General features: G+C 74.1%; 4 protein-coding genes. 2 read left to right on the forward strand and 2 right to left on the reverse strand.

The annotated features are described in order from the left end of the window. The first annotated feature begins 111 nt into the window (after nt 1–111). The gene (locus ACFFNX_RS46120) at nt 112–1173 is read left to right on the forward strand and encodes an MGDG synthase family glycosyltransferase (protein WP_378212679.1); all 1062 of its coding nucleotides are present in this window, start codon (nt 112–114) and stop codon (nt 1171–1173) included. On the opposite strand, the gene ACFFNX_RS46125 is transcribed toward ACFFNX_RS46120, so the two are convergent. Continuing rightward, a complete protein-coding gene (locus tag ACFFNX_RS46125; protein WP_378212680.1) occupies nt 1154–2014 on the reverse strand; it encodes a DMT family transporter in 861 nt (286 codons plus the stop codon). The two genes, ACFFNX_RS46120 and ACFFNX_RS46125, sit on opposite strands and share 20 nt — an antisense overlap. Continuing rightward, nucleotides 2011–2880 (reverse strand): DMT family transporter, encoded by an 870-nt coding sequence (locus tag ACFFNX_RS46130; protein ID WP_378212681.1) that lies wholly within the window; start codon nt 2878–2880, stop codon nt 2011–2013. The genes ACFFNX_RS46125 and ACFFNX_RS46130 overlap by 4 nt, the downstream gene beginning before the upstream one ends. Nucleotides 2881–2942: 62 nt before the next feature. On the opposite strand from ACFFNX_RS46130, the gene ACFFNX_RS46135 reads away from it, so the two are divergent. After that, the coding region (locus ACFFNX_RS46135) for an SDR family NAD(P)-dependent oxidoreductase (protein ID WP_378212682.1) at nt 2943–3129 on the forward strand (187 nt) is incomplete at its 3' end.

Below are 3129 nucleotides of genomic sequence, written 5' to 3' on the forward strand. Positions count from 1 at the left end.
CGGCCGGCAGCCAGGTCGCGGCCGGCGCGACGTGGACCGCGGCCACCGCGGCCGCCGCGGTCGCGATCGGCGCGTACCTCACGGTCTCCAGTGTGCGGAAGGGGATCGCCGGTGTCGACCCGACGTGTGCTGATCCTGAGCGCGGGGATGGGCGCCGGGCACGACCGGGTCGCGGGCGAGCTCGCGCGCCGCCTGGCCACGACGGGGATCGACGCGGAGGTGACCGACATCCTCGACCTGCTGCCGCTGCGATCCGGGCACGGGATGCGCCGCTGGTACGGCTGGACGGTGCATCACACCCCGTGGCTGTACGCCGGGATCTACCGGATCTTCTTCACCTCGCCGCGGGCACCGGCGATCTCGCCGTTCACCGCCCTGCTCGCGGCGCGGCTGGACGACCTGGTCCGCCGGCGGGCATGGTCCGCGCTGGTCTCGACGTTCCACATGGCCGCGCAGGCCGCCGGGCACCTGCGTGCGCACGGCCGTCTCCCGGTGCCCAGCCTGGTGATGGTGACCGACTTCGCGGTCCACCGCCTCTGGCTGCATCCGGGCAATGACGGCCACCTGTGCCTGACGCCCGCCGCCGTCCGCGAGATCCGGGTGGCGACCGGGCGCCCGGCGTGGTGTCACGCGCCCGTCGTACGGCCGGAGTTCCGGCGGCCCCGCGCCGCGCCTTCGATCGGGTCCGGCGACCGGCCGCGCGTGCTCGTCAACGCCGGGTCGTGGGGTGTGGGGCGGGTCGAGGAGACGACGCGGGTGCTGTCGGACTCGGGACGCTACCTGCCGGTCGTCCTGTGCGGAGAGAACCGGCGGCTGCGCCGGCGCCTGGACCGCACCGGCGGCTGTGTCGCGCTCGGCTGGCGTGACGACGTGCCGGAGCTGATGGCCGCCTCGTACGCCGTCATCGACAACGCCTCGGGGCTGACCTGCGAGGAGGCGGTCGCGGCCGGTGTGCCGGTGATCTGCTATCGGCCGATCCCCGGGCACGGCCTGGCGGGCGCGCGGGCGATGGCGCGCGCCGGGGTGGGCGTCCACGCGCGGGACGGCGCGGAGCTTCTCGACGCGCTGGACCGGCTGCGATCCCCCCTCGAACGTGACCGGCGGGTCAGGCGGGCCGGCGCCCTGTTCGAGCGGCGGCCGGTGGAGGACCTGCTCAGGTGCCTGCTGCCATGACCTTGTTGCGGCGGAACGGCGGCGACTGGGCCAGCAGCACGCTGCCGTACACGATCAGCCCGACGGCGAGGAGTTCGAGCACCGACCAGGCCCCCAGCCGGATGGACTCATCGAACAGGCCCACGCCGTACCCGATGCTCGCCACCGGGTCCGAGACGGTCAGCGCCGGTTGCACGGCGACGAGCGGGCCGCTCTGGAAGGCGTTCTGCAGCAGGAAGAGGCTGACCAGCCCGGCCAGGACCATGGCGTACACCGTCCAGGTCGTCAGCAGGACGGACGGCCGCTCCACGTCGCGCACGGCCTGCTTCATCAGCGCGGCGGTGAAGGAGAAGCCCAGGCCGGCCGCCACCCCGAGGATCGCGGCGCGACCCGCCCCGGTCGCCAGCCGCGCCACCGTCAGCAGGAGGGCGACCAGTCCGAGGGTGACGAGAGTGGCGACCGCCCACACCATCCGGCTGGGGACCTGGTGGCCCTCCGACGGACTGGCCCCCAGCAGGAGCATCACCAGCCCGGCGGTGAGCACGCCGACGGCCAGCCACGACCGCCGGTCCAGGCGGACGCGGAACACCCGGCTGATGAACATCATCGTGAGCGGGAGCTCCACCACGAGGATCGGCTGGACCAGGGAGAGCCCGCCGAACATGAGAGCGCCGGCCTGGAACACGAACCCGCCGATGAGCGCGGCGATGCCGCCGAGCCAGGCGGGCCGGTGGATGAGGTAGGCGATGAGGCCGATCCGGAACGCCTGGCCCGCCGGGGCCGTACGCGCCGCACGCCGCTGGAGCACGGACGCGAGGGCGTTGCTCGCGGCGGCGAGCACGGCCAGCGCGACCGCGATCACCGCTGCCTCTCCCGCTCGGCGGTCTCCCGCTTGCCCAGATACGGCGACCGGCCGAGAACGACGATGCCGCCGACCATCATCAGCAGGCCGGCGACCTCCGCGGCGAGCGCCTCCGGGGTGAGCCGGATCCGCTCGTAGAAGATCAGGACGCCCAGGACGATGCCGATCAGGGGCTCGGCGGCGGTCGCGGCGGGCAGCGAGATCCGCAGCGGGGCGGCGTCGAAGGCGCTCTGGGCGAGTAGCAGCCCGGCGACCGCGACGACGATCATCCCGTAGGGCAGCCAGCTCTGCAGCAGGCCGGCCACGCCGTGCCCGAGCACGAGCAGGGAGCCCCGCGTCAGCACGTCCTGGATGCCCCACAGCATCCCGGCGGACGCGGCGAGCAGCATGGCCTTCGTACGCAGCGACCGCGGCCGCGCGGTCAGCACGAGCGTCACCACGAGCACGACGACGACCGCGGCGACGAGCCAGCGGGTCGACTCCGGGCCCGGAGGCCGCCCGGCGTGGGGGCGGCCGAAGGCGAGGAACAGCCCGGATCCGGCCGTCACGAGGAGTCCGCCCTGCCAGACCCTGCGGTTCAGCGGCTCACGGTAGAGCACGTGGGCGAAGACCAGCGCGAACAGCAGGTTGGTGGCCAGGATCGGCTCGACCGAGGCCACGTCGGACTCGTCGAGGGCGGCGGCGCCCAGCACCTGGCCGCAGACCATGGCCGCGATGCCCAGCAGCCACAGGCGGTTGCGCGCCAGGTGGCTGAGCAGCTTCAGGTGCAGCATCTCGCCGAGCGGTTCCCGGTAGGCGGCGTGCTGCTGGGCGACGAAGCCGATCCCGATGAGGCACGCCGCCGCCAGCGCAAAAAAGATCTTCATCGGGCCGGCCCGCCGGTCAACCGGTCCGTGAGCATCGTCGCGCCGGTGGGCAGGATCGGCTCATGAGGCTCGACGACCGCCTGGTACTGATCACGGGCGCCTCCTCCGGCATCGGCGCGGCGACCGCGCGGGCGATGGCGGACGTCCGCGCACGGCTGCTGCTGACGGGGCGGAACCGCGCGGCCCTGGACGCCGTGGCCGCCGAGACCGGCGGACGCCCGGTCGTCGCGGACCTGACGACCGGCGCCG

Origin of the sequence: Actinoallomurus acaciae (genome assembly GCF_042429965.1) — a bacterium.
Taxonomy (GTDB): Bacteria; Actinomycetota; Actinomycetes; order Streptosporangiales; family Streptosporangiaceae; genus Actinoallomurus; species Actinoallomurus acaciae.

Coding starts and splice junctions, on each gene's coding strand:
- ACFFNX_RS46130 (WP_378212681.1), bottom strand. CDS start 2,880: ATGAAGATCTTTTTTGCGCTGGCGGCGGCGTGCCTCATCGGGATCGGC.